General features: G+C 65.1%; 20 protein-coding genes and 1 pseudogene. 6 read left to right on the top strand and 15 right to left on the bottom strand.

Annotated features, from left to right (window positions below):
- Positions 1-39 precede the first annotated feature (39 nt).
- Positions 40-1,095 (bottom strand): aldo/keto reductase, encoded by a 1,056-nt coding sequence (locus OKW37_RS29630; RefSeq protein WP_018425310.1) that lies wholly within the window; start codon positions 1,093-1,095, stop codon positions 40-42.
- Positions 1,096-1,366: 271 nt separating this feature from the next.
- Between OKW37_RS29630 and OKW37_RS29625 the strand changes: the two genes are divergently transcribed.
- Together OKW37_RS29625 and pdeR are read left to right on the top strand one after the other, a co-directional pair.
- Entirely contained in the window at positions 1,367-6,046 is a 4,680-nt protein-coding gene (locus OKW37_RS29625) for a DEAD/DEAH box helicase (RefSeq protein ID WP_429403027.1), read from the top strand.
- A 205-nt stretch (positions 6,047-6,251) separates the two neighbouring features.
- On the top strand, positions 6,252-8,258 hold the full coding sequence (gene pdeR, locus OKW37_RS29620; RefSeq protein WP_187610803.1) for a cyclic di-GMP phosphodiesterase: 2,007 nt from the start codon (positions 6,252-6,254) through the stop codon (positions 8,256-8,258).
- 18 nt (positions 8,259-8,276) lie between these two features.
- Here the strand turns inward: pdeR and OKW37_RS29615 are convergent, their stop codons facing one another.
- Both OKW37_RS29615 and OKW37_RS29610 read right to left on the bottom strand, forming a co-directional pair.
- Complete coding sequence (locus tag OKW37_RS29615) at positions 8,277-9,380, bottom strand: malate/lactate/ureidoglycolate dehydrogenase (protein ID WP_429403026.1); 1,104 nt, start codon at positions 9,378-9,380, stop codon at positions 8,277-8,279.
- 123 nt (positions 9,381-9,503) lie between these two features.
- Entirely contained in the window at positions 9,504-10,964 is a 1,461-nt protein-coding gene (locus tag OKW37_RS29610) for a M20 family metallopeptidase (RefSeq protein ID WP_184060305.1), read from the bottom strand.
- Positions 10,965-11,132: 168 nt separating this feature from the next.
- Between OKW37_RS29610 and OKW37_RS29605 the strand changes: the two genes are divergently transcribed.
- On the top strand, positions 11,133-11,444 hold the full coding sequence (locus tag OKW37_RS29605; protein ID WP_184047290.1) for a superinfection immunity protein: 312 nt from the start codon (positions 11,133-11,135) through the stop codon (positions 11,442-11,444).
- Between the two features lie 91 nt (positions 11,445-11,535).
- Here OKW37_RS29605 and OKW37_RS29600 read toward each other — a convergent pair.
- The 4 genes and pseudogenes from OKW37_RS29600 to OKW37_RS29585 all read right to left on the bottom strand — a co-directional run bounded on the left by OKW37_RS29600 (position 11,536) and on the right by OKW37_RS29585 (position 15,151).
- Positions 11,536-11,809 (bottom strand): annotated as a pseudogene (locus tag OKW37_RS29600) (YodC family protein).
- 488 nt (positions 11,810-12,297) lie between these two features.
- Positions 12,298-13,845, bottom strand: a complete 1,548-nt coding sequence (locus tag OKW37_RS29595) for an MFS transporter (protein ID WP_429403025.1) — start codon at positions 13,843-13,845, stop codon at positions 12,298-12,300.
- Positions 13,846-13,903: 58 nt separating this feature from the next.
- Positions 13,904-14,533 (bottom strand): TetR/AcrR family transcriptional regulator, encoded by a 630-nt coding sequence (locus OKW37_RS29590; protein WP_429403024.1) that lies wholly within the window; start codon positions 14,531-14,533, stop codon positions 13,904-13,906.
- A gap of 192 nt (positions 14,534-14,725) precedes the next feature.
- Positions 14,726-15,151: an OsmC family protein gene (locus OKW37_RS29585; RefSeq protein ID WP_429403023.1), complete on the bottom strand. Its 426-nt coding sequence runs from the start codon at positions 15,149-15,151 to the stop codon at positions 14,726-14,728.
- A 320-nt stretch (positions 15,152-15,471) separates the two neighbouring features.
- Between OKW37_RS29585 and OKW37_RS29580 the strand changes: the two genes are divergently transcribed.
- A complete protein-coding gene (locus tag OKW37_RS29580) occupies positions 15,472-15,780 on the top strand; it encodes a DUF4148 domain-containing protein (RefSeq protein WP_184059910.1) in 309 nt (102 codons plus the stop codon).
- Between the two features lie 141 nt (positions 15,781-15,921).
- On the opposite strand, the gene OKW37_RS29575 is transcribed toward OKW37_RS29580, so the two are convergent.
- From OKW37_RS29575 to OKW37_RS29555, 5 genes are all read right to left on the bottom strand, one after another.
- Positions 15,922-16,476: a carboxymuconolactone decarboxylase family protein gene (locus OKW37_RS29575; protein WP_184059908.1), complete on the bottom strand. Its 555-nt coding sequence runs from the start codon at positions 16,474-16,476 to the stop codon at positions 15,922-15,924.
- 32 nt (positions 16,477-16,508) lie between these two features.
- Complete coding sequence (locus OKW37_RS29570) at positions 16,509-17,837, bottom strand: aspartate aminotransferase family protein (RefSeq protein WP_187610799.1); 1,329 nt, start codon at positions 17,835-17,837, stop codon at positions 16,509-16,511.
- Between the two features lie 5 nt (positions 17,838-17,842).
- Positions 17,843-18,073, bottom strand: a complete 231-nt coding sequence (locus tag OKW37_RS29565) for a hypothetical protein (RefSeq protein ID WP_429403022.1) — start codon at positions 18,071-18,073, stop codon at positions 17,843-17,845.
- A 224-nt stretch (positions 18,074-18,297) separates the two neighbouring features.
- A complete protein-coding gene (locus OKW37_RS29560) occupies positions 18,298-19,152 on the bottom strand; it encodes a MurR/RpiR family transcriptional regulator (RefSeq protein WP_429403021.1) in 855 nt (284 codons plus the stop codon).
- Between the two features lie 63 nt (positions 19,153-19,215).
- Positions 19,216-19,956 (bottom strand): haloacid dehalogenase type II, encoded by a 741-nt coding sequence (locus OKW37_RS29555; protein ID WP_429403020.1) that lies wholly within the window; start codon positions 19,954-19,956, stop codon positions 19,216-19,218.
- Positions 19,957-20,048: 92 nt separating this feature from the next.
- Here OKW37_RS29555 and OKW37_RS29550 point away from each other — a divergent pair, with 92 nt between their 5' ends.
- Together OKW37_RS29550 and lhpH are read left to right on the top strand one after the other, a co-directional pair.
- Positions 20,049-21,170 carry a branched-chain amino acid ABC transporter substrate-binding protein gene (locus OKW37_RS29550; RefSeq protein ID WP_429403019.1) on the top strand — a complete coding sequence of 374 codons (1,122 nt, stop codon included), beginning with the start codon at positions 20,049-20,051 and terminating at the stop codon, positions 21,168-21,170.
- Positions 21,171-21,199: 29 nt separating this feature from the next.
- Positions 21,200-22,207, top strand: coding sequence for a trans-3-hydroxy-L-proline dehydratase (gene lhpH, locus OKW37_RS29545; RefSeq protein ID WP_184059898.1), 1,008 nt, complete (start codon positions 21,200-21,202; stop codon positions 22,205-22,207).
- 133 nt (positions 22,208-22,340) lie between these two features.
- On the opposite strand, the gene OKW37_RS29540 is transcribed toward lhpH, so the two are convergent.
- Genes OKW37_RS29540 through OKW37_RS29530 form a run of 3 tightly spaced genes read right to left on the bottom strand, consistent with a single transcriptional unit; the run spans position 22,341 to position 25,976 of the window.
- Positions 22,341-23,051, bottom strand: coding sequence for a hypothetical protein (locus OKW37_RS29540; RefSeq protein WP_429403018.1), 711 nt, complete (start codon positions 23,049-23,051; stop codon positions 22,341-22,343).
- Between the two features lie 22 nt (positions 23,052-23,073).
- Positions 23,074-23,700 (bottom strand): DUF429 domain-containing protein, encoded by a 627-nt coding sequence (locus OKW37_RS29535; RefSeq protein ID WP_184059894.1) that lies wholly within the window; start codon positions 23,698-23,700, stop codon positions 23,074-23,076.
- Entirely contained in the window at positions 23,697-25,976 is a 2,280-nt protein-coding gene (locus tag OKW37_RS29530; RefSeq protein WP_184060303.1) for an amylo-alpha-1,6-glucosidase, read from the bottom strand. The genes OKW37_RS29535 and OKW37_RS29530 overlap by 4 nt, the downstream gene beginning before the upstream one ends.
- Positions 25,977-26,174 lie beyond the last annotated feature (198 nt).

Raw genomic sequence — 26,174 nt, 5'->3', positions numbered from 1 at the left:
GATTCGGGCTTCCAGGGCGAACGCGAGTACGCCGTCGCGTCATCGCTGCACGACGTGCCGAACCTCGGCCAGCTGCTGCCGGCGTTGCTCGCCCTGCCGCTCCAGCATCCAGCCGGGGTACTCCGCCGGCAGCGCGCTGACTTCGGCCAGCTTCGCGAGCTCATCGGCGGATAGCGCGACGTTGGTCGCCGCGATGTTGTCGTCGAGCTGCTCGATTTTCTTCGCGCCGACGATCACCGTGCTGACGACACGCTGATGCAGCAGCCACGCCAGCGCGATCTGCGCGACCGAGACGTTTTTCGCTGCAGCGATTTCGCGCATCACGTCGATGCAGTCATACGCGCGCTCGCGATCGACAGGCGGAAAATCGAAGTTCGTGCGACGGCTGCCCGCTTCGGCCTGCTGCTCGCGTCCGTATTTGCCGCTCAGCAAACCGCCCGCGAGCGGACTCCACACCATCAGGCCGAGGCCTTCGCTTTGCAGCATCGGCACGAGTTCGCGTTCGAGATCGCGGCCCGCGAGCGTGTAATACGCCTGCAGCGTTTCGAAGCGCGCGGTGCCGAGCCGCTCGGCGATGCCGAGCGCCTTCGCGATCTGCCACGCGGCCCAGTTCGACACGCCGACGTAGCGCACGTGGCCGTGCTGCACGAGCGTATCGAGCGCGCGCACGGTTTCTTCGATCGGCGTGGCCGGATCGAAACCGTGGATCTGATACAGGTCGACGTGATCGAGTTGCAGACGCTTCAGGCTCGCCTTGATGCCGTCGAGGATGTGATAGCGCGACGCGCCGCGCGCGTTTGCGAACTCGCCGGTCTGGCCGAACACCTTGGTCGCGATCACGACCTTGTCGCGCGGTACTTGCAGGTTCTTCAGCGCCTGGCCGGTGATCTGCTCGGACAGGCCGCCCGCGTAAACGTCGGCGGTGTCGATGAAATTGATGCCCGCGTCGAGCGCCCGGCCGACCAGCCGCTCCGCGTCGTTCTGCTGCAGATCGCCGATCTGCCGCCAGATGCCTTCGCCACCGCCGAAGGTCATCGTGCCCAAACACAACTCTGAAACAAACACACCGGTACGGCCCAACTGGTTATATCGCATCGTCGACGCTCCATCGTGGGTGCAGGAAGAGTCGTCAAGCGTACTGCAATTGGCGGAGGTTGGTAGGAGTGGCGCACACGCCGCAAAAGACTACGAATTCCAGCAGCGGCGCGAAGCCCGATGCGCCGCGCACGAGCGGCGAAAACCTGCGAGACTGACGGCTATTGCGCCGTCAGCGTGGATCAGCGTGGAATGACCCACAACCGCCAAAACGGTCGACATTGCCCGGTACCGACTGGATATCGCCCGCGCCGCCCTCATCTGCACAAGCATGACTTCGGCAAAGACTTCCGCCGCACTCGACGCGGCGCTTCGCTCCCGCAAGGCCCGCTCCACCGCGAGCGCGGCGCGCGCCGCCGCGCCAGCCTTACCGCCAGCCCAGCAGGCACTCGACGGTTTTCACCCAGCCGTCGCCAACTGGTTCCGGCAAACCTTCGCCGCCCCGACCGACGCACAAGCCGCCGCGTGGCCGCAGATCCGAAGCGGCCGTTCGACGCTGGTCGCCGCGCCGACGGGCTCCGGCAAGACGCTGACCGCATTCCTGTCCGCGCTGAATGACCTGGTCTCGCGAGGCCTCGCGAACGGCGGCACGCTGCCCGACGAAACGCTGGTCGTCTACGTGTCGCCGCTGAAGGCGCTTTCGAACGACATCCGCCTGAATCTGCAACTGCCGCTGCAAGGCATCGCCGCCGAACTCGACAGGCTCGGCCTGCCGCCGCTCGACATTCGCACCGCGGTGCGCACCGGCGACACCACGCAGCAGGAACGCAATGCGTTGAAAAAGCGCGCGCCGCACATTCTCGTGACGACGCCCGAGTCGCTGTACGTGCTGCTCGGCTCGGATTCTGGCCGCCGCATGCTGGCAACGGTGCGCACGGTGATCGTCGATGAGATTCATGCGCTCGCCGGCAGCAAGCGCGGCAGTCATCTCGCGCTGAGCCTCGAACGGCTCGACGCGCTCTGCGCCCGGCGCCTGCCGCGCATCGGGCTGTCGGCGACGCAAAAGCCGGTCAGCGCGGTCGCGCGGTTTCTGGTCGGCGGCGCGAGCCTCGAGAGCGACGTACCGGCCGAGTGCGCGGTGATCGACGTCGGCCACGTCCGCGCGCGCGACCTCGCGCTCGAGATCCCGCCGGTGCCGCTCGAAGCGGTGATGGCCAACGAAGTGTGGGAGCGCGTCTACGACCGGCTCGCCGAGCTGGTCGCGCAGCATCGCACGACGCTGATCTTCGTCAACACGCGCCGAATGGCCGAGCGCGCCGCGCGTCATCTGACCGAGCGGCTCGGCAAGGACGCGGTCGCCGCGCATCACGGCAGTCTCGCGAAAGAACATCGTTTCGACGCCGAACAGCGCCTGAAACGCGGCGAGCTGCGCGTGCTGATCGCGACCGCTTCGCTCGAACTCGGCATCGATATCGGCGACGTCGACCTCGTCTGCCAGATGGGTTCGCCACGCGCGATCGCGCCGTTCCTGCAACGCGTCGGCCGCTCGGGCCACCACGTCGGCGGCATGCCGAAGGGGCGGCTCTTTCCAGCCTCGCGCGACGACCTGCTCGAATGCGCGGCGCTGCTCGATTGCGTGCGGCGTGGCGAACTCGATGCGCTACGCATCCCGCGCGCGCCGCTCGACGTGCTCGCGCAACAGATCGTCGCGGAAGTGTCGAGCGCCGAGTGGAGCGAGGATGCGCTGTTCGACATGCTGCGGCGCGCAGCGCCGTACGCGGATCTGTCGCGCGAGCAATACGACGCGGTGCTGCGCATGCTCGCCGAGGGCTACACGAGCCGCCACGGTCCGCGCGCCGCGTACGTGCATCGCGATGCGGTAAGCGGCACGCTGCGCGGCCGGCGCGGCGGCAAGCTGGTCGCCGTGACGTCGGGCGGCACGATCCCCGAAAACGCCGATTACGCCGTCGTGCTCGAACCGCAGGCGATCAACATCGGCACCGTCAACGAGGACTTCGCGGTCGAAAGCCTCGCCGGCGATGTGTTCCAGCTCGGCAACGCGTCGTATCGGATTCTGCGAATCGAGAGTGGCCGGGTGCGTGTCGAGGACGCACAAGGGCAACCGCCGAACATTCCGTTCTGGCTCGGCGAGGCGCCGGGGCGCAGCGACGAGCTGTCTTTCGCGGTCACGAGATTGCGGGAGCAGGTCGAGCGTTTGCTGACGGAGGGCGAGCCGGCGTCACACGCGGTTGCGTCGGTGCCAATCGCCGCGGCGCAATTCGAAGCAGCCGCAACGCCCGCGAAATCCGCGGCACAGAGAGGACGCAACGCGAAAGCTGCCGTGGCGCAGAGCCCGACGCAGACCACAACGGCGTCCGCACCCGCCGCAGCCACGCTGCCCGCGAACGAAGCCGAACCCACGGCCGCGCGCCTCGACCGCGCCATCGCCTGGCTCGCCGACGAGCTCGCGCTCGACGAGCCCGCCGCGCGCCAGATCGTCGAATACCTGGCGCGTGCGCGCGCCGCGCTCGGCGTACTGCCGACGCAGAGCACGCTGGTGATGGAGCGCTTCTTCGACGAATCGGGCGGCACCCAGCTCGTGATCCACTCGCCGTTCGGCAGCCGCGTGAACCGCGCGTGGGGGCTCGCGCTGCGCAAGCGCTTCTGCCGCAGCTTCAACTTCGAGTTGCAGGCCGCCGCCACCGAAGACGCGATCGTGCTGTCGCTGACCGGCAGCCACTCGTTCGTGCTCGACGAGGTCTGGCGCTATCTGCATTCGAACAGCGCCGAACACCTGCTGATCCAGGCACTGCTCGATGCGCCGTTGTTCGGCGTGCGCTGGCGCTGGAACGCGACGACCGCGCTCTGCTTGCCGCGCTACACGGGCGGCCGCAAGACCGCGCCGCAACTGCAGCGCATGCGCAGCGAGGATCTGCTCGCGAGCGTGTTTCCCGAGCAGGCCGCGTGTCTGGAGAACGTCGTCGGCGAACGCGAGGTGCCGCGCCACCCGTTAGTCGACCAAACCATCGACGACTGTCTGCACGACGCGATGGACAGCGAACGCTGGCTCGCGCTGCTGCGCCGCATCGAGCGCGGCGAGTTGCGGCTCGTCGCGCGTGATCTGCCGGCGCCGTCGCCGCTCGCCGCCGAAATCCTGACCGCGAAGCCCTACGCGTATCTCGACGACGCGCCGATCGAGGAGCGCCGCACCCAGGCGGTGCTGAACCGCCGCTGGACGGACCCTGAAAGCGCCGACGATCTTGGCGCGCTCGACGCCGCCGCGATCGACAGCGTGCGCGACGAGGCGTGGCCGCAGGCGCGCAACGCCGACGAAATGCACGAAGCGCTGACGGGCCTCGCGTGCATCACCGGGGCCGAGGCGCTCGCGCACGAGGATTGGCCGACGCTGCTTGCGGCGTTGGCGAAAGCCGGCCGGGCGACGCGCTTGCCGCTGGCCGCGCAAGCTAACGCGAGCACGGGCAACGACAACGCCAGCGACAGCGCACTGTGGCTGCCCGCCGAACGCCTCACCTGTTTCGAAGCGCTGTACCCCGGCATCGCGCGCAATCGCTACATGCCGCCGCTGAGCGCCCCGAAGGGCTACACCGAGAGCTGGAGCGCCGACGACGCGCTCGTCGACGTGTTGCGCGCGCGGCTGACCGGCTTCGGCCCGCTGACGGTCGAGGCGATCGCGCGTCCGCTCGGTTTGCCGGCCGACCGGATCGAACAGGCGCTGATCCGGCTCGAAGCCGAAGGCTATCTGTTGCGCGGCCGCTTCACGCCGCACACGAGCGACGAGGAATGGTGCGAACGACACCTGCTCGCACGCATCCACCGCTACACGGTGAGGCGACTGCGGCGTGAGATCGAGCCGGTCGAGCGGCACGACTTCATGCGCTTCCTGTTCGAATGGCAGCATCTGACGCCGACCACACGCGCCGAAGGCCGCGACGCGCTCGCCGCCGCGCTCGACCAGCTCGAAGGCTTCCAGGCCGCGGCCGGCGCGTGGGAGGAAGACATCCTGCCCGCGCGCGTGCGTGCCTACACCAGCAGTTCGCTCGATGAGCTATGCCGCGCCGGCAAGCTCGTCTGGACCCGCCTGACCGAGCGGGCGCGCGGCGCCGCCGGTCCGGTCCGCGGCACGCCGATCGTGCTGCTGCCGCGCGTCCAGCTGCGTGCGTGGCGCGCGCTGCTCGATCCGGCGCGCCAGGTCGAGTTGTCGGCGCTCGCGCAAAGCGTGCACGATACCCTCGCGCAACACGGCGCGATGTTCTTCGACGAACTGCTCGCCGAGGTGCGCGTGCTGCGCATGGAGCTCGAAAACGCGCTCGGCGAGCTGGTCGCGGCCGGCCTCGCGAACTCCGACAGCTTCGCGGGCTTGCGCGCGTTGCTGAAGCCGGTCGCCAAACGCAACGCGTTTTCCAGCAGCCGGCGCGCGCGAGCGAGCGCGCTGATCGGCGGCATGGACGACGCTGGGCGTTGGGCGCTCGTGAGCCGTCCGTCCGCCGTCGCGCCGGAAAATCCATCCGAACGGCAGCGCCAGTTACCGCCCGAGGCGCTCGAACACGTCGCAATGACGTTGCTGCGCCGCTACGGTGTCGTGTTCTGGCGCCTGCTCGAACGCGAGGCCGAATGGCTTCCGCCGTGGCGCGATCTGCTGCGCGTTCTGCAGCGGCTCGAGGCGCGCGGCGTGATCCGCGGCGGGCGGTTCGTCAACGGACTCGCGGGCGAGCAGTTCGCGCTGCCCGAGGCGATTGCGCTGCTGCGCGAGGTGCGCCGGCAGCCGAACGACGGTGCTCTTATCTGCGTTGCTGGGACCGATCCGCTGAATCTCGTCGGCACGCTGCTGGTCGGCGACAAGGTGCCGGCCGTGACCGGAAACCGCGTGCTGTATCGCGACGGCGTGGTGGCGGCCACGCTGGTGGCCGGCAAGTTCCGGTTCGACGCGGCGCTCGACGCCAACCCGCCCGAACGCGAACGCGCCCGCGCGCTGCTGGCGCGCCGCCTCTAGCGACGTCATCGTGGCGTCGTTCTGGCGGGTAATAATCGCGCCGCGCGCGGCCGCGCAGGCCCATACTCATGCTTAGCAAAACGTTAATGATTCTTCGCTCGAATTGTCACGCTTAGATACAATGAGGCAGTTTCATTTTAGTATGAGGAAGACTGTCTGCCGCCGCCCGCCTTGATAGGGACCGCCGGCACACTCCGGGGATTCCATGAGCGACCAGCTACACGACCAGGTGCTTCACGCGCGGTTCGGCACGAGCAGCCCTCGCTGGGGCCTGGCGGCGGCCAGCAACATACTGGAACTCGTGCCTGCGCACGGCCACGCGGCTGTCGGCGTCGCCATTTCCCTCACCTCTTCTCAAGCTTCCCAGGTCCGCGCGCTGAGCGGCGTGACCTCCCACGTCGTCGTCGACGTTCAGTTGGACGCCGCGCCGCTGCGGCTGCATCTGGTCGGCAAGAAACTCGATTGTCATCGCTGGGGCGGCACCGCGTCGGCCGATGGCGACACCGAATCGGTCGCGCGAGCGCTGCTGCACGGTCTGTCGTTCGCTGAACAGGTCGTCTCGGAGGTCAATTCGGTCGTCGTGATCGTCGACCGGAACGGCCGGATACAGCGCTTCAACCGGCTCGCCGAGGAGCTGACCGGGCTCAGGGAAGAGGACATCATCGGCCGCAGCGTCTGGACGTTGTTCATGTCGTCCGACGACGACCGGGTCTCGAACGAGGTCAGCGCGAATTTTTTCAATCGTGGCGAACCGTACGAGATCGAACGGCGCATCAAAACGGTGCACGGCGAACGGCTGTTCCTGTTTCGCAACAAATTCGTGCGCAGCGGCAGCGGCATCGAAGAGCAGTTCCTGATCTGCTCGGGCACCGACATCACCGAACAACGGCTCGCGCAGGACCGCCTGATCGAGCAGGCCACCACCGACCCGCTCACAGGCCTCGCCAATCGCAACGCGATCCAGGAGCGCATCCAGATCGCGATCGAACTGGCCGCGCCGGGCGAAACCGTCGGCATCCTGTTTCTCGATCTCGACAACTTCAAGAAGGTCAACGATCACTACGGCCACGTGTTCGGCGACCGCCTGATCTGCGACGTGTCGGACGCGATCCGCGACTGCCTGAATCCGGGCGACTCGCTCGCGCGTCTGGGCGGCGACGAATTCATCGTGCTCGCGGCGAAGGGCTCCGCGCATGAGCTGGAAAACACCGCGCAGCGCATTCTCGATCGTATGCGCATGCCGTTCGCTGTCGGGCTCGTCGAGGTCTATACCGGCTGCTCGATCGGCATCGCGCGTTCGCCCGAGCATGGCGAAACCCTCGAATCGCTGATCCGTTCGGCCGACACGGCAATGTACGTCGCGAAGGACGAAGGCAAGCGCACGCATCGCGTGTTCTCGCCGGACATGAATCGCCGCGTCGCGGAGTTCATGTGGCTCGACACGAATCTGCGCCGCGGACTCGACGAAGGCCAGTTGGCGCTGCACTATCAGCCGAAGCTGAACCTCGCGACGGGCGCCGTGCAAGGCGCCGAAGCGCTGGTGCGCTGGAATTCGCCGGAGCGCGGCCAGATCATGCCGGCGGAATTCATCCGTTATGCCGAGGAATCCGGACTGATCGGCGTGCTCGGCCGCTGGGTGATGGAAACCGCAGCGAAACAGGCGGCCCGCTGGAAAGCGGCCGGCTATGACCTGCGCGTCGCGATCAACGTGTCGGCGCGACAGCTCACGGATACAGCCGTGGTCCGCCATTTCACCGAGGCATTGCAGCACGCGAGTCTCGATCCATGCCTCGTCGACCTCGAACTGACCGAAAGCTGCCTGATCGAAAACGAAGCGGCCGCGATCGAGCTGATCAAGCAGTTCCGCCAACTCGGCGCGCAGGTGCATCTCGACGACTTCGGCACCGGCTACTCGTCGCTGTCGCAACTCGGCCGTATTCCGCTCGACGTGATCAAGCTCGACCGCAGCTTCACGGGCTCGATCCACGCGGATATGAAGGCACAGGCGCTGGTGCGCTCGATGGTCGCCGTCGCGCAGGAGCTCGATTTCCAGGTGGTCGCCGAAGGGATCGAAACCGAGGCGGAAGAAGCCTTCATGAAGGGGCTCGGCGTCGATTACGTGCAGGGCTTCCTGTACGCGAAGCCGATGCCCGCCACCGAGTTCGAGCGCTGGCTGCTCGATAGGCGCAGCAAGCTCAGGCTGATCGCCTGAGCCCTGCTGTCGCGCGCTTCAGCCGAGGCGCGCGGACCAACCACCCACTTCGTCTTCATCCATCCCGACGGCGCGCGCCGCGCAGTGGATTTGCGTCCACGTAGCCGCGTCGATCGGAATGCCGGCGGCTTCGCGCTGCGCGCGCGTCACGCGCTCGGGCTCGCCGGGTTCGTAGATGCGCTCCGCGCCCGCCGCGAGCGGCGACGCCTTCACCCACGCGAGGAACGCATCGGCTTCGGCTTGCGCATCGGGCGCGTCGAATGCGGTGGGATCGATGATCACCGATAGCATGCAGTTGATGATCGCGTGCGTGGTACCGAGCGTGTCCGCATGCGTCGTGAAGCCGCCCGACAGCGCGCCGCCGAAAATCTCGCAGATCGCCGCGAGCCCGAAACCCTTGTAGCCGCCGAACGGCGTCAGCGCGCCGAATGGCGCTTCGTGCATGACTTTCGGTTCGAGCGTCGGCATGCCTTCGTGATCGATCAGCGCGCCGGGTGGTGTGTGCTTGCCCTGGTTATAAGCGACGCGCGTCTTGCCGAACGCGATCGTGCTGGTCGCGAAGTCGAGCACCAGCGGCGGTTTGCCTGGCCGCGGATAAGCGGCGCAGAACGGATTCGTGCCGATGCGCCGGTCCGCGCCGCCGAATGGCGCGACGAGCGGATCGCCCGCCACGTTGACGAAGTGAAACGACACCAGCCCGGCGCGCGCGCACTGCTCGGCCCAATGCCCGATGCGGCCGATATGATGCGCGCCGCGCAAGCCCACCGCGCAGACGCCGAGCCGCCGCGCGCGCTCGATGCCCCGCTCCATCGCCTCGAACGCGATCACCTGACCGAAGCCCTTGCCGCCTTCGACGGTCAGTACCGCGCCCGCGTCCTTCACGACGTCGGCGTGTCGATTCAGTTGCAGTTGCTGGTCGGCGAGCGATTCGACATAGCGCGGGATCATGCCGACGCCGTGCGAGTCGTGCCCGGTCAGATTCGCGGCCACCAGATGATCGGCCACCAGCTCCGCTTCGCGCGGCGTACTGCCCGCTCGCTCCCAGATCGCCCTGACGTAGGCATGCAGTTGATCGGCCGGAATCCGGGGCGTGGTGGTTTGGGCAGTCTGCGAGTCGGTCATTCAGCGTGTCGGTGAGGTTCGAACGGAAGGAATGAAACGGCGGGAAAAACAGCTGCATCAAAGCAGCATCGATAAACAGCGGGCCCGGGTCACGCCCGAGCCCCACTCAAACGAAACCGGAACTCACGGCGCCGCGGCAATCACTTCGGCAACCGCGGCCGTCAGCTTCTTGCCGTACGGCACGTGCAGGAACTCGTTCGGCCCATGTGCGTTCGACTTCGGCCCGAGCACGCCGCACACCATGAACTGCGACTTCGGGAAGCCCGCCTTCAGCACGTTCATCAACGGGATCGTGCCGCCGAGACCCATGTAGGCCGCGTCGGCGCCGAAGTGCTGACGCGACGCATCGTTGAGCGCGGTGGCGAGCCACGGCGCGACCTCCGGTGCGTTCCAGCCGCTCGCCGCGCCCGCATCCGGCTTGAACGTGACCTTCGCGTTGTACGGCGGATCGAATTCGAGCAGCGCCTTCAGTTCGGCGACCGCCTTCTCCGCTTCGATGGTCGGCGGCAGCCGCAGCGACAGCTTGAACGCCGTGCGCGGACGCAGCACGTTGCCGGCGTCGGCGAGCGCGGGCAAGCCAGCCGCGCCCGTCACCGACAGCGACGGACGCCACGTCGAATTGAGCAGCGCCTCGCGCGGATCGGTCGTGGTGGGCAGCACCTGACGGCCGTCCTGGCCGCACGCCCACGGCATCTTCTTCCAGACGTCATCGCCGAGAATCTTTGCGGCGGCCTCCGCTTCGCGCAGACGATCGGCCGGCACCGTGCAGTGGAAGCCCTTCGGCAGCAGCGTGCCGTTGGCGGAGTCTTCGAGACGGTCGAACAGTTGCCGCATGATGCGGAAGCTCGACGGCACGATGCCGCCGTAGACGCCCGAGTGGATCCCTTCGTCTAGCACCTGCACTTCGAGATCGCCGCCGACGAGTCCGCGCAGCGACGTGGTCAGCCACAGCTGATCGTAATTGCCCGCGCCCGAGTCGAGACACACGACCAGCCCGACGTTGCCGAGCCGCTCGCGCAGCGCGTCGACGTAGGGCAGCAGATCGTAGCTGCCCGACTCCTCGCAGGTTTCGATCAGCCCGACGCAGCGCGGACGTTCGACACCCTGTGCATCGAGCGCGGCGAGCGCCGTCAGGCTCGCATAGATCGCGTAGCCGTCGTCCGCGCCGCCGCGGCCGTAAAGCTTGCCGTCTTCGAACTTCGGCGTCCACGGACCGAGGTCGTTGCGCCAGCCATCGAACTCGGGCTGCTTGTCGAGGTGGCCATAGAGCACGACGGTTTCGTCGCTACCCGAGCGCGTCGCGGCCGTCTCGAAGAAGATCACCGGCGTGCGGCCCGGCAGGCGGATCACCTCGAGCTTCAGGCCGCGCACCGGCTGCTGCTCGGCCCATTGCGCGGCGTCGGTGATCACGCGCTCCAGATAACCGTGTTTCGCCCAGTCGGGATCGAACGCCGGACTCTTGGCCGGCACCGCGATGTAGTCCGTCAGCGCGGGCACGATCTCGTCGTTCCACTTGCGCTCGACGAATTCTCGTAGCGTGTCCGGGTTGAGTTGAGCCTGCTGGGTCGTGTCGTCGGTGATCATGATCGGGTCCGTGAAGTACTGTTCGGTCGAAACGATCATGATAGTCCCGATGCGTGTCGGGCTGAACCCCTTGCGGTGATTGGGGTGGAGACTGGAACCCGCAGGTGCGAGGCGCGCGGCCGCCATTCGCGCGACAATCGCTACATGCATCGCGCATCAGGAGCTTGTATGGGTGGCAACGTGGCCGTTCAGGCCATCGGTGCGGCGTTCGCGCTGGCGCTGTATTTTCTGCCGGCGATCATCGCGGACCGGCGCAAGCGCCGCGACGTGCTGACGCTCGCGCTCTTCAATGCCTGCCTCGGCTGGACCGTGCTCGGCTGGGTGCTCGCGCTGTATTGGGCGCTACAGCCGAATCCGGCGGAGAGCCTCGCGCGGGACGTCGTGGAGACACGCAAGGTGTCGACCTTGCGCGCGTTTTCATCGGCGCTGACGCTGCGCGTGCGGCGACGCCAGGCCGCGCGCGACCGGCCCGAGCGCTGAAACGATTCGGGCGGCTCGACCAATACGAGCAACAAACGAACAACAGGAAACCGATTGATTGACGTGCACGGGCGTCACTCAGGGGCGTCACTCAGGCCGCGCGCCCGATGCGACTCCACTGTACCGAGCCCGCCGGAATGGAGCGCGGCTCCGCCCGCACGGCTTGCGCCGCAAAGCTTTCGTGGCGCAGTTCGCCGTGTTCGTCGAACCACTCGCAGATCACCCAGTCGCCGGGATTCAGCGCGACCGGACCTGCGTACGTCACGGTCATGCGCGGGCCCCCTTCTTTTAACTTGACGACGTCGCCCACATTGAAGGCGGCGGGCGGATGTTGTCTGGAATGCGTCAATGGTAGCGGTCAGCATATTGGGTCCCCCTATCTTGAGCGTTATTAACTTGAGCCCGGCTTTATCGACTCCGACCTGTTGAACGTACACTCTAAAGTTAAGACAGATTAACAATCGAATTTAAACGCGGCAAGCGCTTTTTTATTGATACCGTTTCCATTAGACCCGCAGTCCATGCTCGCTGGCTAAAGTTCCCGGCATTACCGAAAACAATCATCGCGACAGCTTGCGGCTAACCCTATGTGCGCTACCGCACAAACGCAACACTTACTGCAGGCCGTTTGCAGACCGGTAGAAAATGCAAGGCCGGTTTCGTCTGATTAGAGAAAGCTGACGCGATGTCGTCGAGCCGTTAATCTGAATGAGCCAGTTTGATCTAAATCAGAATTACCTGTGAACGAGTAGATCGCCGGTAAATACCATGCAGTTCGTTATACCGCTTCGTTCAAATTGAACGATTTTTTTCAGCAAGCTAACAAATGAAAACGATTACCAGCGGATTAATTTCAAACTGCCGGGGCCACCGAGCGCGGCACGCCTTGCTGATGACGTACCAGCAGCACGCTAAGGCCGATACACACGAACATCAGCACGGCATTGATAGCGAGGCTCAGCTGGAACGCGTGCGCATAAGAGGCGGGTGCCGAACTGCCGCCGAGCGCCCCGAAGAACGCGCCGCTGATCGCCGCGGTGCCGAACGCGGAGCCGATCTGCAACGTCGACGAGACCACACCCGATGCAAGCCCGGCCTTCTCGGGCACCACCTCCTGCAGCACGATGCGCATGATCGACGGCAACAGCAGACCATGTCCGACGCCCGCGCACACTAGCCCGCAGTAGAACAGCAGATCGGGCGTCGCGGATTGGGTCGCGGACCAGCCGGTCACCGTGAAGCCCAGCGTCATCATCGAGAAACCAAGCGTCAGCACATGGGCGCCGATGCGCTTGACCACGGCCGGCGACGTCAACGGCCCGATCACGAAGCCGAGCGCGAACGGCATGATCGCGATGCCCGACGCGAGCGGCGTCCAGTGCAGGCCGGTTTGCAGAAAGATGCCGTAGGTCAGGAAGAACGCGCTATTGCAATAGAACAGGAACGCGAGCACGAGACCGAGCGCGAACGCGCGATTGCGGAACAGTTGCAGGTCGACGAGCGGATGGCCGCCAGCGCGCTCGACGCGCCGCTCGGTCGCGACGAACAGCGCGAACACCGGCACCGCGAGTGCGAACATGGCGAAGGTCCACGCGGGCCAGCCCGCTTCACGGCCATGCGTCATCGGATAGATGACGAGCAGCAGCACCGCCGACAGCAGCGCGACGCCCTTCAGATCGACGCCGGTATGCGTGGCTGGCTGGTTCTCCGGCACGAACTTCCATGTGCCGACGAACGCCGCGATGCCGATCGGGATGTTGATCAGGAAGATCACGCGCCAGTCGAGCCCGAACGGGTGATACGTGATCAGCGCGCCGCCGCCGAGTTGCCCGACGATCGACGACAAGCCGAACACGAAGCCATACAGACTCATCACGCGCGTCTGCTGATGCAACGGCACGACCGCACGAATCGTCGCGAGCACTTGCGGCGCCATCACCGCGGCCGCGATGCCTTGCACGATGCGCGAGATCACGAGCATGTGGCCGCTCGTCGCGAAGCCGCACAACGCCGACGCGATCACGAAAGCCGCCATGCCCGTCATGAACATGCGACGGCGGCCGAACAGATCGCCAAGGCGGCCCCCCGTGATCAGCAGCACCGCGTAGGCGGACGCATAAGCCGACACGACGAGTTGCAGTTGCGCGTCGCTCGCGTTGAGGCCCGTGTGAATCGACGGCAGCGCCAGATTGACGATGAAGTAATCGAGCGGCGCGAGAAAGGCGCCGACGAACAGCACGGCGAGCGCGAGCGCCTGGCGCTGAAAGCCGGGCGCCGACGCGTTGGCGGCGACAGCCATGCCGGCCATCGCCGGGCCGGGACCGGTCACGGCCGCGCTCGCCGCGCAGCTGACGGATCCACCGAATGCCGCCGGAGCGGACTTGATTGCCTCACGTTTCATGACCGATCGTTCAAAAATTGGTTAAAAAATTTTTGCGCCACTGCTCGCGGACGAGGCGTTACACCAGCGCGCGCATCGCCACATCGACGATACCGATCAGCGCATCTTGCTGATGCGCGACCCGCCCCATGACCCGCAAGCCCTGCATCACGCACAGCAGGAAATCGCCGACGGCTTGTTCGTCGAGCGTCGAATCGAATGCGCCGCTCGCCTGACCGCGGATCACCGCCGCCGCGAGCAAAGTCGCCATGCGGCGCTGAATCGCGGCGACGCGCGCGCGCAGCACTTCGTCACCGGGCTGCATTTCGAGCGTCGTATTCGTAATGAAACAGCTGCGCCGGCCGCTCAATGCGCAGGACACCCTCGCGTAGTGCAGCAGCGCGTCGCGCAGCGCCTGCTCCGGCTCGGCCGTCGCGCTCAGTCGCTGCGCAAGACGCGCGACCGCGCCTTCCGAGTAATGATCCAGCGCGGCGAGCATGATGCCGTGCTTGTCGCCGAACACGCCGTACAGGCTGCCGCGCAGCAGACCGGTGGCCTTGCACAGATCGTCGATCGACGTCGCGTGGTAGCCGTGATCCCAGAACACCTGGCTCGCGTTCGCCAGCACGGTGGCCGTGTCGAACTCGCGCGGACGGCCGCGCTGACATGTTTCGCCAGCTTTTTTCGCGGCTTGCTTTGAATGACTCAATTGCGATGACCTTGTTGCCTGGTTGCGTCGGTCCGTTGATATTATGACTGGATGTTCAATAAATCAAGGATGACATTCGGAAGGCCTACTCGCGTCGGGGTCATCCGTTCATTCGACAACCGCCATCAAAAAACCGGCGGCGGACATGGCCCGTCGCCGGCTTCGTTGCGCGCTCACAGTCACAGCAGGGGCTCAGGTCTCGAGCTTCGCATCCATCGTAATCGTTGCATTCAGCACCTTCGACACTGGGCAGCCGGCCTTCGCGTCCGCGGTGGCTTTGTCGAACGCGGCCTTGTCTCCGCCCGGAATCTTCACGGTCACGTCGAGATGCACCGCGGTGATCGCGAAGCCGCCACCGTCCTTGTCGAGCGTGACGGTGGCCGTGGTGCCGATGTGCTCCGGCGTGATGTTGGCCTTGCCCAGCTCCGCCGACAACGCCATCGAGAAACATCCCGCATGCGCAGCCGCGATCAGCTCTTCCGGATTCGTGCCGATGCCGTCCGCGAAGCGCGTCGCGAACGAGTACTGGGTGTCCTTCAGGACGCCGCTGTCGGTGGAAATCGAGCCCTTGCCGTTCTGCAGGCCGCCTTGCCAGACTGCCGATGCCTTGCGCTTCATTGCTCTCTCCTGTTTGTGCCTTGCCGCGCACGCTGCTCGACCAAAGATGATGCCCGCCGCGGCGGTCCGCCCGGATGTGTCCGCGCCTGGGCATCGGTCGCAGGTGCCGCGCGGTTTGCAGGCGCGGGCGTGGACCGGATTTCATCATAGGCGCTTCCGCGTCCCGGCGCGGAAATGCGCCTTTTTCACTATCTCAAAACTGGCAATAATATTTCGCCAGAAAGCCGCTTTTTTGCTGACCTCGTAAGAAATAGACTGCGTTCAACGGATCGGGGAACGCGGTTCACACCGATCCACCACACAATCAATTGGAGGTCGTCATGAAATCGCTTCTTTCCGCAGTCGTCGTCGCATCCGCTCTTATCGTTCCGGCACTGTCGTTCGCCCAGCAGACAAACGGTCCGGTCACGCGCGCTCAGGTGCGCGCCGAACTCGTAGCCGCGCAAAAAGCAGGCCTCCTGAACCAGAACGACACCACCTATCCGAAGGCCGTGCCCCAGGACTCGACGATCGTCACCGCTTCGGCGCAAGGTTCGCAAGACGTCGGCGGCGCGAAGGCCAGTTCGTCGGACGCGGGCGCGCCGGCGACGGTGCAGCAACGTCTCTTTTCGACGTATCGCGGTAACTGATCGCGGTAACTGATCGTGATAACTGAGCGCGCAAGTCGTTAATGCATCGTGCAGTAAAAAGCCCCGGTTGCGAAGTTCGGCAACCGGGGCTTTTCGTTGGCGCGCGCGGCGCCGCTGCGCAGCCGCTCGTTGGCAAAAGCGCTATTCGGGAAACGGCAGGCTTTGCTGCCCCACTGCGCGCATGTCGAACACGTTCAGCGTCATCGCGACCAGCGCGTAGTAGCCGAGCAGGCCGACCAGGTTGATCACGACCTGATGCCCGAAACGCCCGACCGCCTGCGCATACGTCGCGGCCGTGACGCGCTTCGTCTCGTACAGTTCGCTCGCGAAGTCGTAGATCAGCGCGTCGTCGGCATCGGCGAACTCGGGGCGGCGCCCCTGGCGGATCGCCTCGGCGTCCGCTTCGCCGACGCCCGCCTGCAGCGCGATCGGATAGTGGATGTACCACTCCGCCTGGGCCTGCCAGCGCGAAGCGGTCACCAGAATCGCGAGTTCCGACAGCCGCAGCGGCAGCCCGGTCTGGTAGCGGCAAAACGCGCCGAGGCGTTGCGCGTGCTGCGCGAGATCGGGGCTGTGAATCCAGCCGAGGAACGGCCCATTCAGGTTGCCGCGCGGGCCGGACAGGATTTCGTCGAGCACCGCCTTCTGTTCGGGCGTGGCAGTGGACATGTCGAAGTGAGGCAAGCGCTCGGTCATCATCGTTCTCGCAAAAGTCGGTGGGTCGAATCTCAGCGGGCGGCGAGCGACGCGCCGATCGCATCGCTGAGGCGGCTGACGATCTCGTCGATGTCGCGCTCCGTGCAGATGAACGGCGGCGCGAGCAGCACGTGGTCGCCGCTCTCGCCGTCGACGGTCCCGCCCATCGGATACACCATCAGGCCGCGCGCGAACGCTTCGCGTTTGATCGTCGCGTGCAGTTTCAGTTTGGCGTCGAACGGCTCTTTGGTAACGCGATCCTTGACGAGTTCGACGCCGACGAACAAGCCGCGCCCGCGCACGTCGCCGATATGCGCATGCTGCGCATAGTGCTCGCGCAACCGGCCGCGCAACTGCTCGCCACGCGCCTGCACGTTCGCCAGCAGATCGTCTTCCGCGATCACGCGCTGCACTTCGAGCGCGGCCGCGCACGCGGTCGCATGGCCGATATAGGTATGGCCATGCTGGAAGAAGCCGGAGCCGCCGACGATGGTCTGATAGATGCGGTCGCTGACCAGCGTCGCGCCGATCGCCTGATAACCCGCGCCAAGGCCCTTGGCGATGGTCAGCATATCGGGCGCCACCCCATCTTCGTCGCACGCGTACAGATAGCCGGTGCGGCCCATGCCCGACATGATCTCGTCGAGAATCAGCAGCACGCCGTAGCGGTCGCACACCGCGCGGATCTTGCGGAAGTATTCGCGCACCGGCGGCACCGCGCCCGCCGTGGCGCCGACCACCGTTTCCGCGACGAACGCCGCGACCGTGTCCGCGCCGAGCGCGAGAATCTTCTGCTCGAGTTCATCGGCGAGACGCTGAGCGAACGCTTCTTCGGTTTCGTCCGCGCGCTGCTCGCGATATGCGTAGCACGGGCTCACGTGATGCGCTTCGATCAGGATCGGCAGGAACGGCTCGCGGCGCCATGCATTGCCGCCGATCGCGAGTGCGCCGAGGGTGTTGCCGTGATAGCTCTGCCGACGCGCGATGAAATGGCGCCGCTGCGTCTCGCCCTTCTCGACGAAATACTGACGCGCGAGCTTGAGCGCCGCCTCGATCGCCTCCGAGCCACCCGACACGAAGTACACGTGCTCGAGTCCGGCCGGCGCGCTCGCGACGAGCCGGTCGGCCAGTTGCTCGGCCGGCTCCGTCGTGAAGAACGACGTGTGCGCGTACGGCAACCGTTGGGCTTGCCGCTTGATCGCGTCGATCACGCGCTGGTTGCTGTGACCGAGGCACGACACGGCTGCGCCGCCCGACGCGTCGATATAACGCTTGCCCGTGGAGTCGATGATTTCGATGCCGTCGCCCGCGACGGCCACCGGCAAGGATTGCTTCGGAGAGCGATGAAAAACGGTGGACATGATGTTCAGTTCCTGGTGAGGGCGGCGGGCGCTGAAACGCGGGCCGGTTCGGGCGTCGCGCACGCGACGAAAGTGTCGAACGCGCATTGCTTCTGGCGATACGCTTTCATCGACACACCAGCGTTGCCGATTTCGAACAGCGCGGTGGCGAGGGTGTTTTCGTCGTCGGGATCGTAAGGATCGTCGCGGTAGATCGGCAAGCCCGACGGCGCGCGATCGTGCAGTACGTCGAGCAAGGCCGCCGGTTGGAGCGGGCCGGCCGCGGCGAGGCGATTTCGCCAAGCCGGTAGCCGATGTCGTACGGCTCGCCGCTGACCTGAAAAAACACTGAATTCCTGCATCGACGCCACGGGTCGCACCATATTCAACAATCGGTACGTATTTATACGCCAATACAACATTTGTTGTCAAATGCCGTTGAACGATATCGAGCGGAGCGCGGCGTGCCTCACGCAATCGCTCAAGGCACGTACGCGCCCTTCGCATGCAACGATTGTTCGGCGAGCGCAAGCTTCTCGAGCGCATCCGCGCCTTCGAGCGCGAGCAAATGCGCGACCAGCGCTTCGGCGATCGCGGTGGCGGCCACCAGCGACGGAAAGAACGACGGGCTTTCGTGCGAGAAGATCAGTACCTTGTCGGCGTTCAACGCGATCGGCGACACGGCGCTGTCGGTGATGGCGATCAGTTTGCTGCCTTTTTCGAGCGCGGCCTCGGCGACGCGCGCGGCTTCGACCGAATACGGCGCGAAGCTGATGACGATGGTCGCGCTGTCGCGCTCGATCGTGCGCAGTTGCATTTCGAGCGTGCCGGCCTCGCCGTTGAGCAGCGACACCGACGGACGAAACAGCCGGTAGCCATAGACGAGACCGAACGCCACCGCGTAACACGAGCGGAAGCCCGCCACGTGCACGTGCGACGCACGCCGCAACACGCGCGCGGCCTCGACGATCACGCGGCCGTTATGCGCGGCGGTCGTTTCGAGATTGTGCTGCTGCGCGACGAGAAGATCGTTCGCGAGCGCATCTTTCGATTTGACCATCGAGCGCGCCCGGCTCGTCAACGGCTCGGGCCGCGTGCGCACGCGCGCGACGAACAGATCGCGCAATTCGTTCCAGCCGGGAAACCCCAGTTGCTGCGACAGCCGCACCAGCGACGCGGGCTGCACCTGCGCGCGCTCGGCCACCTTGCGCATCGACGACACCGCGACCTCGTCGGGATGATCGAGCAGGAAGCCCGCTCCCATCTGGAACTGCGGGCTCAGTTCGGGAAAGCGCGCCCGAATCAGGGCGACGAGCTGATCGAAGCTGTCTGGCATGGTGAGGTGGGTCGGCGCCGAGGTGAGAGATGACAACAAATGTTACCACCGGGCAGGCGCGTTTCAACGGCGCGAAGATGCTCGGTTCACCAGCGCTTCCCGATGCGCGTCGACGAAGTCCGCCATGCTGTCGAAGCGGAAGTCGATGTCAGGCTGCGAGCCCGGGTTCATCGTCGCGCCAAAGCCCGGCTGCGAATGACGGCGGTAAATCCAGCACGACGCCAGGCCGAACTCGTTTGCAGGCTTGTGGTCATGGAAGAGGCTTTCTGCCGTGTGAAGGATTTTTTCCTTCTTGATGCCGCGCTGATCGAGCTTCTGAAGCATGTACTCGAAGTTGCGCGGCGACGGCTTGTAGGACCCGACGTCCTCCGCTGTGATGACGGCGTCGAACTCAACCTGCAGCCTGGCGTTGCTGAAGGTGAAACTTTCGTTGTCGATGTTCGACAGGATGACCAGCTTGTAGTGCCTCTTCAGATATTGCAGCGCGAGCGCGGAGTCGGCGAATGCCGGCCAGTTTCTGATCGACTGGCCGTACGCCACGCATTCTTCGTGTGTATAGGGCAGGCCCCACTCTTCAGCCATGCGCTTATATACGATGGGAAGCAGTTCCTGATAGCGCTTCGCAGGGGTGAAGTTCTGCTGCGACGACTCGTGGCGAGCGTGCGCTTCGAGAACCTCGTCACGCGTGAGCGGCGTCCTGGCTCGCTCCAGCAGAGGCCTCAGGCCTTCAAGGATGCCACTCTCCCAGTCGATCAAGGTGCCGTAGCAGTCAAAAGTCAGTGTATCGAAATCGGTCAGTTTCACGACTCCTCCTGTCGGATGGCGTGCTCAAAGGTTGAACCCATGCCGAAGCGCAGCTAATCTGATCAAACACGGGTCCAATACCTGGAGACTATATGCGCCACCTCGTCCTAACAATGGCTGTCTTAACAGCCGCCGGCATCACCGCATCCGCCAATGCTCAATCGGTGGTCACCCTCGGTCACTCGGCTCCGCTTACGGGCCCCCAGGCGCCGAACGGAAAGGACAACGAGAACGGCGCCCGCCTTGCTATCGATGAACTCAACAGGAGCGGTGTCACGGTCGCTGGCCAGAAGGTAACTTTCAAACTGGACTCCGAGGACGACCAGGCAGATCCGAAGGTTGGCGTTCAGGTCGCGCAGAAACTCGTCGACAGCGGCGTGATTGCTGTCCTCGGCCCCTACAACTCAGGTGTGGCTATTCCGGCATCGCGCGTCTATAACGCCGGCGGGGTACCGATGCTGCCGGTTGCCTCCAATCCGGCGCTGACGAAGCAAGGCTTCAAAAACATCTTCCGTATCGGCGCGAGTGACGAGCAGCTAGGCGGAACGATGGGTCAGTTTGCGGCCAAAACATTGAAGGCCAAGACCGCCGCGGTGATCGACGACCGCACGGCATATGGGCAAGGTGTGGCCGAGCAGTTCGTCAAAGAGGCGAAGGCAAATGGAATTCAAATCGTGGACCAACAGTTCACGAACTCGTCGGCGACTGACTTCCTCGGCATTCTCACCAGCATCAAGGCCAAAAATCCGGATGTCGTCTTCTTCGGCGGATACGCTGCTCAAGGCGCGCCGATGGCCAGGCAGATGCGCGCACGCGGACTGCGAGCCAAGCTGCTTGGCGGTGATGGCATTTGCTCGGCCGACATGGGCAGGGTTGCCGGTGACGCGGCCTCTATCGTGTATTGCGCCCAGGGCGGCATCGCGCTCGACAAGACCCCAGCCGGGCGTGAGTTTCTGCAGAAATACAAAGCCGCGTTCAACACCGACACGCAGGTTTATGCGGTCAGCTACTACGACGGCGTAAAACTGCTGGCCGATGCGATGGTCAAAGCGGGAACCACGACCGACAAGGCAAAGCTCACCGCCCAGTTGGCAAAGACCAACTATAAGGGCGTGGCAGGCACCTACTCTTTCGATGAAAACGGCGATCTGAAGGGCGCACCCACGACCGTCTATGTGATCAGAAACGGCCTTCCGGTGCCCTACGGGCAGTGACGTTCAATCGAATAACCCCCAACGCACACATGAAAATCACTCGCACTATTTCGACGGTCGAGGTCCATACCGGCGGCGAAGCGTTCCGTATCGTGACGAGCGGGCTTCCTCGTCTTCCCGGTGACACCATCGTCAAGCGTCGAGCGTGGCTGAAGGAGAACGCCGACGAAATTCGTACCGCGCTGATGTTCGAACCGCGTGGTCATGCTGACATGTACGGTGGATACCTGACCGAACCCGTTAGTCCCACGGCAGACTTCGGAATCATCTTCGTCCACAACGAGGGTTATAGCGACCACTGCGGACACGGCGTGATCGCGCTGTCTACCGCGGCGGTCGAGTTGGGCTGGGTTCAGCGCCAGATTCCCGAGACGCGAATCGGCATCGACGCTCCATGTGGCTTCATCGAGGCGTTCGTGCAATGGGACGGTGAACACGCCGGCAACGTACGCTTCGTCAACGTTCCGTCGTTCATCTGGAAACGGGATGTCACGGTCGAGACGCCGTCGTTTGGCACGGTAAAGGGTGACATCGCCTTCGGTGGTGCCTTCTACTTCTATACGGACGGTGCGCCGCACGGTCTCGCAGTCCGGGAGTCTTCTGTCGAGGAACTGATCAAGTTTGGCGCCGAGGTCAAAAAAGCTGCAAACGACGCGTACCCGGTTGAGCATCCCGATATCCCGGAGATCAACCACATCTACGGGACCATCATTGCCAACGCACCACGGCACGAAGGCTCGACGCAAGCCAACTGTTGCGTGTTCGCCGACCGCGAAGTGGACCGTTCGCCCACCGGCTCAGGGACGGGCGGACGCGTCGCGCAACTCTATCTGCGCGGCGAACTGGCGAGCAACGAGACGCTCGTCAATGAGTCCATCATCGGCACGGTCTTCAAGGGGCGTGTACTCAGTGAGACGACCGTCGGCGACTTCAAGGCCGTCGTCCCCGAGGTCCAGGGCAACGCATACGTTTGCGGTTTCGCAACCTGGATCGTGGACGAGCGTGACCCGCTGGCTTACGGTTTCCTCGTCCGATAATCGGTTCCTTGCAGTCGCTTTTAGCGCGGAACGCCGTGACAGGCATTCCGCGTTGTTTGATTGGCGAATCGAGCGGCCCGACCGGTAGGTCAAAGCGCGGTTTCGTGCGCGAGGCCAGCGCGTTGGCATCACCTCATCGCCCGTTCTTGCCTTGCGTCTTCTTTGCGGTCGCTCTGCTTCGGTTCCGAAGCGCGAAGAACACACCGGCTCCGAGCGCGACGAGCAGAACCACGATCAGGCCGCCACTGATGTCGCTCATGCCGGTCATGCCACGAGATTCGCTCTGGCTGGGCGCCGCCGAGGCAGCCACGGGCGCGGAAGCCTCCGCCGCGACGGGCTGCGGAAGCGCCACACCGGCGGCACTCCCTTGACGCACCAGAGAAGCCTCCGATGTCGGCGAGGCCTGGGACACCTGAGATGCATCAGAGGCGGATACGGCTGGAGGCGCTTCGGGATTGGGACCGACAGGTGCCATCGCCGCTTCCGAGGCCGTCATGACAGGCGCGGCCGGCTGAGGCGCGGCCGCCTGAGGAGCGACGTCGACGGACCGGGCCATCGCCTTCCACTGCGCGAACACGCCATCCACGCAGTGCACATCGATACAGGCGTTTCGCGCCTGCCGCCACTTCGCCAGTTGCACGGACGAGAGTTTCCCGCTGCTCAGAAGAGCCTGTTGCTGCGCGAAGATGTCGTCGTACTCGTTGTTCAGGATCGCGTGATCGCAAATGACGCGCTCAGCGGGTTGCTGCGAGGTTGCACACTGAATGTCGTTCGCCGATGCCGCGGTCGAACCCAACGCCGCCATGGATAGCAGCAATACTCCGAATCGTCGTGCCAGGTGCACCCGTCCTCCCAGAATGTGAGTGTCAAAGTCCAGGCACCACTATGAATCCGCCTGGCTCGTCACCGTATGTTTCGACTCTGCCTTCCAGCAGATAACGTGCCGCCAACGCGCATAGCGCCGCGTCGACGTCGTCGATCGAAGTCAGCGACGCTGTTGCGATACCTTCCCGTTCGAGGATTGCCCGGCGCTGCGGACCCTTTTGCTTCGCGGATGCGACGTCCGTCCCGAGGAAAGCGCACGTGATCGCGTGGGGGAATGTCTCGAAGCACACGCGACCATTGATTTTTTCGCCGCCGCTGAAAAGCGGAAAGTGCGCGACGAATGCGTCGTAGACGCGCTCGCCGTTGAACATCCATCCATAGAAGCCGCTTTTGCTGGCGATCGCCGTTTCGCGAGCCGGTGTCGCAAACGAAAAGATTCGCTGCCGCGCGAGCGCCTTCTCGGCTAGTCGTCCCGCGGCGCCTGTTCGCCAACGACACGGCGCATCGATGCCGACCGCCGCCACCTCGAGTGCGCGACACCGTTCGAGCATCTGTTCGGGGGTCGCGTTGCCGAGATGGCTCACGATCTCGGTGCCGCGCAGGACGACCAGATGGTTTCTCTTCCGGTCGCCGCCAACATCGATGCCCGCTACCGTGGTCGGCGTCAAAGCAGCGCCACCACCCTCACATCGCCCTGCTCCGCCGACGCCACCACCTTCTCGCCGATCCGGCGGAACGTGATCGACACCGACGCATCCCCGACCCGCAGATCGCCGACCTCGAGCCAGTCGATACCTTCGGGCAGCATCGGCTGTTCGATCAGCACTTCGCGGCGCTCGGCGTCGATCGTGATGCCCAGACACGCCTCGAGCATCATGAACGGCGAGCCCGCCGCCCATGCCTGCGGCAAACACGCGACCGGATAGGCCGTGGGCGGCTCGCCGCGGCGTCGCGGGAAGCCGCAAAACAGCTCGGGCAAGCGCATGTCGAAATTGACTGCGGCCTGAAACAGCGCCTGCAGCAGCTTCACGGCCGACGCCTTGCCGCCATAGCGTGACAGCCCTCGCGCGCACAGCGCGTTGTCGTGCGGCCAGACCGAGCCGTTGTGATATGCCATCGGATTGAAGCGCGCCTGGCTCGCGGCCAGTGTGCGCACGCCCCAGCCGGTGTGGAACAGCGTCGAGTCGAGCGCCCGCACCACCGCCTCGCCGCGCTCGCGCGTGGGCAGGCCGAACGCCAGCAGATGCCCCGCGTTCGATGCCATCACGCGACACAACTCGCCATGACCGTCGAGCGCGATGCCGTAAAAGCCGACCTCGTCCATCCAGTACTTTTCTTCGACGCAGCGGCGGATCTTCTTCGCGCGCTCCGCGTATTGCGCGGCCGCGTCGCGCAGGCCGCGCAACTTCGCGTAGTGAGCCATCGTGTCGAACGCGGCGCTCGCATAGGCCTGCACTTCGACGAGCGCGATCGGGCCGTCAGGGAAGCGCCCGTCCGCATGGAACACCGAATCGTGACTGTCTTTCCAGCCCTGGTTCGCGAGGCCGCCATCCGATTCGCGCTGGTAATCGAGCAGCCCGTGCCGGTTTTTGTCGCACACGCCCGCGACCCACTGCGCCGCGCGTTCGAGCGCCGGCCATAGTTCGTCGATCAAGCCGACGTCGCCGGTGCGGGCCGCGTAGGCGCCGGCCAGCACGATGAACAGCGGCGTGGTGTCGACACCGCCGTAGTACAGCGCGAACGGCACTTCGCCGGCCGCGGCCATTTCGCCCTTGCGCATCTCGTGCATGATCTTGCCCGGCGCGGCGTCGCGAAACGGCGAGTTCTCGCGCGCCTGATGCTCGGCGAGAAAACGCAGCACGCCGGCTGCGAGATGCGGTTGCAGCCACAGCGTCTGCAGCGACGTGATCACCGCGTCGCGGCCGAACGGGGTCGAAAACCATGGGATGCCCGCGTACGGGTACGGGCCGGTCGCGAGATCCGTCGTCAGCAGGCCGAGGTCGGCGAACGAGCGGTCGATCCACGCGTTGAACAGCGGATTGCTCGAACGCACGCGCGCGCTCGCGTTGCGTCGCTCGCGCATCACCAGGTGCGCATCCACCATTGCCGCGCGTACCGCCGTGCGGCCGACGCGCGGGCGCTCCGCATCGATCTGCGAGAGATGCGCTTCGCTCAACGCATGCATCGGCTGCGACACGTCGGCGCCGGGCTTGCCGGTCATCGGCACGACATGCACCGCTATCGACAGATAGATCGACACGCATGCCTGCGCGGGCAGCTTGACGGTGTAGTCGGCGCGGTCGGCGAACAGCTTGTCCGGCTGCGGCGAGAACGCGATCCGCACGTTGCGCGCCACGTCGTCGAGACCGATGTAGCCGAGCAGCACCTCCTGATTCTCGATGCGCGCGGGCTGCACGCGACCCTGTTTGTCGCGCTTCAGGCCGCGCACTTCGAACATGTCGCGGAAATCGCTGGAAAACGAAATCGACAGCGGCACGGTCGCATCGTGTGTGCCGTAGTTCGTGAGCTCGATCGCCTCGTTGAGCACGGTGCCCGACAGCACGCGCACACGCTCGACGTGGATCACGCCTTCGGGCGTGCTGTCGCCGCCGAGCGGCGGCAGCGGGCGGTTGGTCAGATGCGCGGTGAAACTGGTGTTGTCGCTGCTGACGCTGCCCGACAGCAGCGACGGCGCGCGGCCGCCGAAGGTCAGCCGCAGTTGCGACATCACGCGCGTATCGTTGACGAACAGGCCATCGTCGTGGCCGGTGATATCGCCGAGCGGATCGTTGACGACGAAGGTGTCGCCCGACTTGAGCACGTGCTGCGTAACGCTCGCGACGTTAAGGTTTTCCGTCGGGATGAAAACGCCGTCCTGCTCGGGCTCGCGATGATCGACGCCGCCGGAGTGGGTCAGCCCGCCGAGGGCTTCTGGCTGCTGTATCAAGGTCGCTCCTATGGATTCGCTGCTGCGTTTGGTTGCACTTCGGGTCTCGCCTCGGATCGGCCGCCGGATTGCCCGGTTGCCCCGTCACCGGGGCCCCGGTTGGCCTGCTCCCCGATGGGCCGGCCCATCCGATTGTAGAGGCTCTTTCCGCGTGAGACGAGCTTATCGCCTCGGAGTTTCGGCTTTTTGCGCCGT

It is taken from the genome of Paraburkholderia sp. MM5482-R2, from assembly GCF_050436125.1.
Lineage (GTDB): Bacteria > Pseudomonadota > Gammaproteobacteria > Burkholderiales > Burkholderiaceae > Paraburkholderia > Paraburkholderia tuberum.
Note: the sequence above shows the minus strand (reverse complement) of the source record. Positions and strands in the feature narration are given on the sequence as shown.

Excerpts from the sequence above, each read along its gene's own strand:
- OKW37_RS29630 (WP_018425310.1), bottom strand. The coding sequence starts at position 1,095 with ATGCGATATAACCAGTTGGGCCGTACCGGTGTGTTTGTTTCAGAGTTG.
- OKW37_RS29625 (WP_429403027.1), top strand. The coding sequence starts at position 1,367 with ATGACTTCGGCAAAGACTTCCGCCGCACTCGACGCGGCGCTTCGCTCC.
- pdeR (WP_187610803.1), top strand. The coding sequence starts at position 6,252 with ATGAGCGACCAGCTACACGACCAGGTGCTTCACGCGCGGTTCGGCACG.
- OKW37_RS29615 (WP_429403026.1), bottom strand. The coding sequence starts at position 9,380 with ATGACCGACTCGCAGACTGCCCAAACCACCACGCCCCGGATTCCGGCC.
- OKW37_RS29610 (WP_184060305.1), bottom strand. The coding sequence starts at position 10,964 with ATGATCACCGACGACACGACCCAGCAGGCTCAACTCAACCCGGACACG.
- OKW37_RS29605 (WP_184047290.1), top strand. The coding sequence starts at position 11,133 with ATGGGTGGCAACGTGGCCGTTCAGGCCATCGGTGCGGCGTTCGCGCTG.
- OKW37_RS29595 (WP_429403025.1), bottom strand. The coding sequence starts at position 13,845 with ATGAAACGTGAGGCAATCAAGTCCGCTCCGGCGGCATTCGGTGGATCC.
- OKW37_RS29585 (WP_429403023.1), bottom strand. The coding sequence starts at position 15,151 with ATGAAGCGCAAGGCATCGGCAGTCTGGCAAGGCGGCCTGCAGAACGGC.
- OKW37_RS29580 (WP_184059910.1), top strand. The coding sequence starts at position 15,472 with ATGAAATCGCTTCTTTCCGCAGTCGTCGTCGCATCCGCTCTTATCGTT.
- OKW37_RS29575 (WP_184059908.1), bottom strand. The coding sequence starts at position 16,476 with ATGACCGAGCGCTTGCCTCACTTCGACATGTCCACTGCCACGCCCGAA.
- OKW37_RS29570 (WP_187610799.1), bottom strand. The coding sequence starts at position 17,837 with ATGTCCACCGTTTTTCATCGCTCTCCGAAGCAATCCTTGCCGGTGGCC.
- OKW37_RS29560 (WP_429403021.1), bottom strand. The coding sequence starts at position 19,152 with ATGCCAGACAGCTTCGATCAGCTCGTCGCCCTGATTCGGGCGCGCTTT.
- OKW37_RS29550 (WP_429403019.1), top strand. The coding sequence starts at position 20,049 with ATGCGCCACCTCGTCCTAACAATGGCTGTCTTAACAGCCGCCGGCATC.
- lhpH (WP_184059898.1), top strand. The coding sequence starts at position 21,200 with ATGAAAATCACTCGCACTATTTCGACGGTCGAGGTCCATACCGGCGGC.